This window comes from Chromobacterium vaccinii (genome assembly GCF_000971335.1).
Classification (GTDB): Bacteria; Pseudomonadota; Gammaproteobacteria; order Burkholderiales; family Chromobacteriaceae; genus Chromobacterium; species Chromobacterium vaccinii.
The window spans coordinates 1-7149 of record NZ_JZJL01000092.1; the positions used below are offsets into that span (position 1 = coordinate 1).

Consider the following 7149-nt stretch of genomic DNA (forward strand, 5'->3'; position numbering starts at 1 on the left):
GAATGTGGAGCTGCCGATCCGCCAGCTGTTCGACCTGCCCTCCGTCGCAGAGCTGCTTGAGGTTCTCCCCCAATACCAAGGCGCTGCCCGGCCGGCCCTGCAGCCGCGCCGCCGCCAGCAACACGCTGTCAGGAGTTGATCATGCCGATCCCCGAGATTGAGGTTTTACCGCTTTCCTATGCGCAGCGCCGATTGTGGTTTACCCATCGTTTTAACGGTCCCAGCCCGACTTACAATATTCCGATCGCGCTGAGTTTGTCCGGCGAGCCGGAGCAGCCGGCCTTGCAGGCTGCGCTGCGGGACGTGCTTGCCCGTCATGAGAGCCTGCGCACCCTGGTTGTCGAATCGGAGGAGGGCGCCCCGGCGCAGCATATTCTGCCGCCGGATGCCGCAGGGACTTTCTGTCTGGCGGTTCAGACCGCCGGCAGCGCGGCGGAGCAGGCCGCGTCGCTGGAGACGGCTTGCCGCCATTGCTTTGATTTGTCGCGCGAGATGCCGTTGCGCGCGGGCTTGTTTCTGGCTGATGGCGCCGAGCCGGTGTTGTTGCTGCTCTTGCACCATATCGCTGCCGACGGCGACTCCCTCCCGGTTCTGGCGCGGGATCTGGAACTGGCCTATCGATCCAGGTTGCGGGGCCTGGCGCCGGAGTGGCGGCCATTGCCGGTGCAATATGCCGATTACGCGCTGTGGCAACAGGAGTTGCTGGGCGATCTGGAGGTCCCGGATAGCCTGGCGGCCCGGCAATTGGTTTATTGGCGCGAGGCGTTGCGAGGCATGCCCGATGTGCTGGAGTTGCCGACCGACCATCCGCGTCCGGCGGTGGCCAGCCATCGCGGCGGCAAAGCGCCGTTCGCGCTGTCCGCAGCGGCGCATGCCCGTCTGAAGACGCTGGCCGCGCAACAGGGCGCGACTTTGTCGATGGCGTTGCAGGCGGGTCTGGCCGCCTTGCTGCACCGCTTGGGCGCGGGAACGGATATCGCTGTGGGCGGTCTTCTGGCCGGCCGCGGCGAAGAGTCACTGAAGGAACTGATCGGCTTTTTCGTAAATGCTTGGGTATTGCGAGTGGATGTTTCCGGCCGGCCCAACTTTCCGGCCTTGTTGCGCCGGGTGCGGGAACAGGCGTTGCAAGCCTACAGCCATCAGGATTTGCCGTTCGAGTGGCTGGTTGAGCAGATCAATCCGGCGCGTTCCACTTCGCATCATCCTCTATTTCAGGTCGCGCTGGTGCTGCAGAACAATCTGAGCGCGGACTTCCACCTGGAAGGCTTGGCAGTGGATCAGCGGCTGCTTGGAACGGGAACCGCCAAGTTCGATCTGGCTTTCAATTTGTTCGAGCGGCAGGATGGCGATGGCCGGCCGCAGGGGTTGGACGGAGAACTGGAATTCGCTTCGGACCTGTTCGACCGCGCCGGCGCGGAGCGGCTGGTGGCGCGTTTTGTCCGTTTGCTGGAACGATGGTCCATGCAGCCGGCGCATTTGATTGCCGAACTGGATCTATTGGACGACGACGAGCGCCGGCAGGCGGTGAGCGGATGGAACGATTCAGCCCGTCCGCTGGAGGCGGGCACGCTCGCCTGTTTGTTCGAAGCCCAGGCAAAGGCTTCGCCGGACTCGGTCGCGCTGGCTTTTGGCTCGGAGCAGTATAGCTATGCCGAGCTGGACCGGCGCGCCAACCAGTTGGCCAGGACGCTGGCGGGCGCCGGCATCGGCCCGGAGGACATCGTCGCGCTGGCGGTGCCGCGCTCGCTGGACATGGTGGTGGCGTTGCTGGGGGTGGTCAAGGCGGGCGCTGCCTATCTGCCGCTGGACCCCGAGTATCCGCGCGAGCGGTTGGCCCATATGCTGTCCGACGCCACGCCGCGTTTGCTGCTGGCGACATCCGATACCGTCGGCGGTTTGCCGGCATTCTCAGGCTTGCGGGTTCAGGTGCTGGATGAGCCGGCCTGGCGGGAGATGGTTGCCCGAGCGGACGGGCGGCCGTTGGCGCAGCGAGAGCGGACGCGCCCCTTGTTGCCGCAGCACCCGGTTTGCGTGATCTACACCTCGGGCTCAACCGGCAAGCCCAAAGGCGTGTCGGTGACCCATCAGGGCATTGCCAGCCTGCGCGCCAGCCAGATCGAGCGTTTCGGCGTGTCTGCCGGATCCAGCGTGCTGCAGTTCGCGTCGCTGAGTTTCGGGGCCGCGCTGTTCGAAGTCTGCATGTCGCTGCTGGTGGGCGCGCGTCTGGTGCTGGTGGCCAGCGCCCGCGAGGCGCTGAATGCCGGAGCGATGGCGGAGCTGGCGCGGCGGCATGGTTTGAGCCATGTGGTGCTGCCGCCGTCGGCGTTGGAGGCATTGGCTTCGGAGCGGCTGCCGGATAGCCTCGGCATCATGGTGGCGGGCGAGCATTGCCCGGCTCATCTGCAGGAACGCTGGTCGGCTGGCCGGTTGATGGTAAACGGCTACGGCTCTTCCGAAGTGACCGTGTGCGCGACGATCAGCCTGCCGCTGTCGGGCCGCGGCGCGCCGCCGATGGGCCTGCCCAATGCCAATACCCGGCTCTACGTGCTGGATGCCGGCTTGCAGCCGGTGCCGGTAGGCGTGCCCGGCGAGCTGTACATCGCAGGCGATGGGCTGGCGCGCGGCTATCTGCGCCGCCCGGGCCTGAGCGCCGAGCGTTTCGTCGCCAATCCGTTCGCCGAGGGGGAACGGATGTATCGCACCGGAGACCTCGCGAGGCGAGGCGGGGACGGCAGGCTCGAATATCTCGGCCGCACCGACCATCAAGTGAAGATTCGCGGTTTCCGCATCGAACCCGCGGAAATCGAGGCTGTGTTGCGCCGCTTGTCCGGCGTGGCGCAGGCGGCTGTGGTCGCCCGCGAGGATGCGCCGGGCGTCAGGCAGCTGGTGGGGTATGTGGTGGCGGCGACGGAAGCGAAGCTGGATGCGCAAGGTTTGCGGCGACAGCTGGCCGAGCACCTTCCCGAGCATATGGTGCCTGCAGCGCTGGTGGAGCTGGCGGCCTTGCCGAGAACGCCGAACGGCAAGTTCGACCGCGGTGCCCTGCCGGTGCCCACCTTCGCCGCGGAGGGCTACCGCCCGCCCCGCACGGCGGAAGAGCGGGCGTTGTGCCAGCTGTACGCCCAGGTACTGGATTTGTCCAAAGTCGGTATAGACGATGGTTTCTTTGACTTGGGCGGCGACAGCATCAGCTCGATCCAGCTTGCCAGCCGCGCGCGCAAAGCCGGTTGGCTGCTGACGCCGAACCAGATATTCCGGCATCCCCGGGTCGAGGACCTGGCTGCGGAGCTTAAGCCTGTCGAGTCCGACCGGAACGAGCGGGTGGATCAGGCCTGCGGCGATTTGCCGGCGACGCCCATCATCCACTGGATGCTGGCCGCGCCGCCGTATCGGCGCTTCAACCAATCTCAACTGCTGCGCACGCCCGGTGGGCTCAAACGGGATGACCTGCTGGCCGCGCTGCAGGCGCTGCTGGACCATCACGATGCCTTGCGCCTGCGTTTGGACGCGGCGGCCAGCGATGAGGCGCTGCTATCGATTCCGCCTGCCGGATCGGTGCGGGCCGGCGATTGCCTGCGCCGGATCGACGCGGTCGGTCGGGATGAGGCGGAGTGGCATCTCCTATTGGCGCGGGAAGGGGAAGCCGCGGCGGAACGGCTGGACTGCGAGGCCGGCTTGCTGCTGCAGGCGGTATGGCTGGATGCCGGGGACGAGGCCGGGCGTTTATTGCTGGTGATCCATCACCTGGCGGTGGATGGCGTTTCCTGGCGCGTGCTGTTGCCGGATTTGCAGCAGGCCTGGCAGGCGGCGAGCCAGGACCGTGCCATCGCGCTGGACCCGGTCGGGGCCTCATTCCGGCTATGGTCGCTGCATCTGGGGCAAGAGGCCCGGTCGTCGCAGCGCGAAGCGGAACTGGCGCATTGGAAATGGGCGCTGGCGGCCGAAGATCCGTTGCTTGGCCCGCGTCCGTACGATTCCGCCCGCGACGCCACCCGGACCCGGCAAAGCCTGAGCCTGGCTTTGCCGCCGGCGGTGACCCAGGCGCTGCTGACGCAGGCGACCGCGCGTTTCCACGCCCATGCCAACGATGTGCTGTTGACGGTGTTTGCGCTTGCGGTTGCGGTTTGGCGGCGCCGGCGTCTGCCCGAGGCACCGGCGGAGTTGTTGTTCGACCTGGAGGGCCATGGACGGGAGGCGCGGGATACTGGCATCGATTTGTCCCGAACCGTCGGCTGGTTCACCAGCCTGTTTCCGGTGCGGCTGGCGCTGGATTGCGCCGGGCTGGACGAAGCGCTGAAGGGCGGGGACAGCTTGGGGCGCTTGCTCAAGTCGGTGAAGGAACAGTTGCGGGCCATCCCGGACCGGGGCATGGGTTTTGGCTTGCTGCGCCATCTGAATCCCGGCGCGCGCGGCGAGCTGGCCGCGTTGAGCAGTCCGCAGATCGGTTTCAATTACCTTGGCCGTTTCACCGCCGCGGAGGGGGAGGACTGGCAGCCGGCGGGCTGCGCCGGCATCGAGGGCGGACAGGATCCGGACATGCCCTTGCCGCATCTCTTGTCGTTCAATGCCCAGACGCTGGACCGGGAGCAAGGGCCGGAACTGCATGCCATCTGGTCATGGGCCGGAGAGTTGTTCGATCAGGAGCAGATCGCGGAGCTGGCCCAGTTGTGGCGGCAGGCGGCCGTCGCGCTGGCGGAGCACGCCTCAAGGCCGGAGGCCGGCGGCCGCTCGCCGTCGGATCTGCCGCTGGTGGGTTTGGAGCAAACGCAAATCGAGCGGCTGGAGGCCGAGTATCGCCCGCTGGAAGATGTGCTTCCGTTGTCGCCGCTGCAAAAGGGCTTGTTATTCCACGGCCTGTACGATCCGGCCGGCGTTGATCCCTATATCGAGCGAGTGACGTATCAGCTGGAAGGCGAGCTCGATCCCGCGGCGATGAAGCGGGCCGCGCATGGCTTGTTGCAGCGCCACGGCAATCTGCGCGCCTGCTTTGTCGATTTGGGGAAAGGCCAGCCGGTGCAGATCATTTCCCAGCTGGAGGCGCTGCCATGGCAGGACATCGATTTGTCGATGCTGGCTGGCGACGAGCGCCAGGCCATGCTGGCGCAGATACGCGAGCAAGTGCGCAGCCAGCGTTTCGATTTGGGGCGCGCTCCACTGCTGTCCTTCACCCTGATCCGGCTGGCGGCCGACCGCCACCAGCTGATCATGAACAATCATCACATCCTCCTGGATGGTTGGTCCGAGCCCTTGTTATGGCGGGAGTTGATGACGCTGTACCGCAATGGCGGCGATCTGGGCGCGATGCCGCGCGTCACGCCTTACCGGGACTACCTGGTGTGGCTCGGCCGGCGCGACCATGAAGCCGATCGCCAGGCTTGGCGGCATTATCTCGCCGAATTGGAGACGCCTACGCTGCTGTCGCCGGAGCCGCCGGCGGCCTATGTCGATCAGGAAACTTACAGCCTCGCCTTGCCGCCAGCGCTGGCGCAAGCGCTGGCGGCCCGCGCCGCAGAGCTGGGGATCACTCTGAATACCCTGGTCCAGGGCGCCTGGGGCCGGGTGTTGGCATGCCTGACCATGAGCCAGGATGTGGTGTTCGGCTCTAATGTGGCGGGCCGTCCCGCCGAGCTCGGTGGCATCGAGGACATGGTGGGGCTGTTCATCAATACGGTGCCGCTGCGGGTGCGCTGGACGAGGGGGGAGTCCATCGCTGACATGCTGGTCCGCTTGCAAGCGGAGCAAGTCGGCCTGCTGGAGCACCAGTATCTGGATCTGGCTGAAATCCAGGAGCTGGCCGGCCTGGGCGATCTGTTCGACACCGTGTACGCCTTTGAGAATTACCCAGTGTTCGGCGATGGCGGCGCATCCGCAGCCGGGCCGCGGGTGACGGGTGTCAGCGGAGGCAGCACCACGCACTATCCGTTGGGGCTGATCGTCAATCCGCAGTCCGGCCTTTCCTTCCTGTTCAGCTACCGGCCGGATTTGTACTTGCCTGAGGACATCCAGCGCATTGCCGGCTATCTGCAACTGACGTTGCAGGCGTTTGCCGACGATCCGGCGCAATCCGTCGCCGGTCTGGAGCTGGCTCCGGTCGAGCAGGCGGGATGGCTGAGGTCCTGGAATGACACCGGCCATGCCTATCCGGATGGGGACCTGGCCCAGCTGTTCGAGCGCCAGGCAAGGCTGACGCCGAATGCCCAGGCGTTGATCTTCGAGCGACAGTCCTTGAGCTACGCTGCGCTGAACGCGCGCGCCAACCAGCTTTGCCGGGTGTTGCTGGCTCACGGCGTAGGCCCGGACGATGTGGTCGCGGTGGCGCTGCCGCGGTCGATCGAATTGGTGGTGGCGCTGCTGGCGGTGGTGAAGAGCGGCGCGGCCTACCTGCCCCTGGACGCCGATTATCCGCGCGAACGCCTCGATTTCATGCTGGCGGATGCCAGACCCGCGGTTTTGCTGAGCAATGCCGCGATGGCCGGTATCTTGTCGCCGGCTGACGGCACCCGGTTGCTGAGCCTCGACGAGCCGGGACTGCTGTCGGCGCAGGATGGCGCGGACAGCGGCGATCTGGCCGCGGGCGAGCGCAGGCGGCGGTTGCGGCCGCAGGATGCCGCCTATGTCATTTACACCTCTGGCTCGACCGGCAAGCCCAAGGGCGTGATCAACACCCATCAGGGCATCGTCAACCGGCTGGCATGGATGCAATCGGCTTACCGGCTGGACGCCAGCGATACCGTCTTGCAAAAGACGCCGTTCAGCTTCGATGTTTCGGTGTGGGAGTTCTTCTGGCCGCTGCTGGAGGGCGCCAGGCTGGTACTGGCGGTTCCGGACGGACATCGCGATCCGGCCTACTTGGCGGCGCTCATCCAGCGCGAGCGCGTGACCACCGTGCATTTCGTTCCGTCGATGCTGGAGGTGTTCCTGCGCGAAGCCGGCAGCCGCCAATGCCTGAGCCTGAGACGGGTGCTGTGCAGCGGCGAGGCCTTGTCCGGAGAGTTGAGCGCCTTGCATCGGCAGGTGCTGGGCAGTCCTTTGCACAATCTGTACGGCCCGACCGAGGCAGCGGTGGACGTCACCGCCCATGCCTGCGAGAACGGCGAAACCGGCGTTTCGGTCCCGATCGGCGCGCCGATCTGGAACACCCGAATCCAT

At 66.3% G+C, this 7149-nt stretch carries 1 protein-coding gene; it reads left to right on the plus strand.

Annotation, left to right across the window (positions count from 1 at the left end):
* Nucleotides 1-141: 141 nt before the first annotated feature.
* Nucleotides 142-7149, plus strand: a 7008-nt coding sequence (locus VL52_RS22375) for a non-ribosomal peptide synthetase (protein WP_144410381.1), incomplete at its 3' end; no start/stop codon positions are given.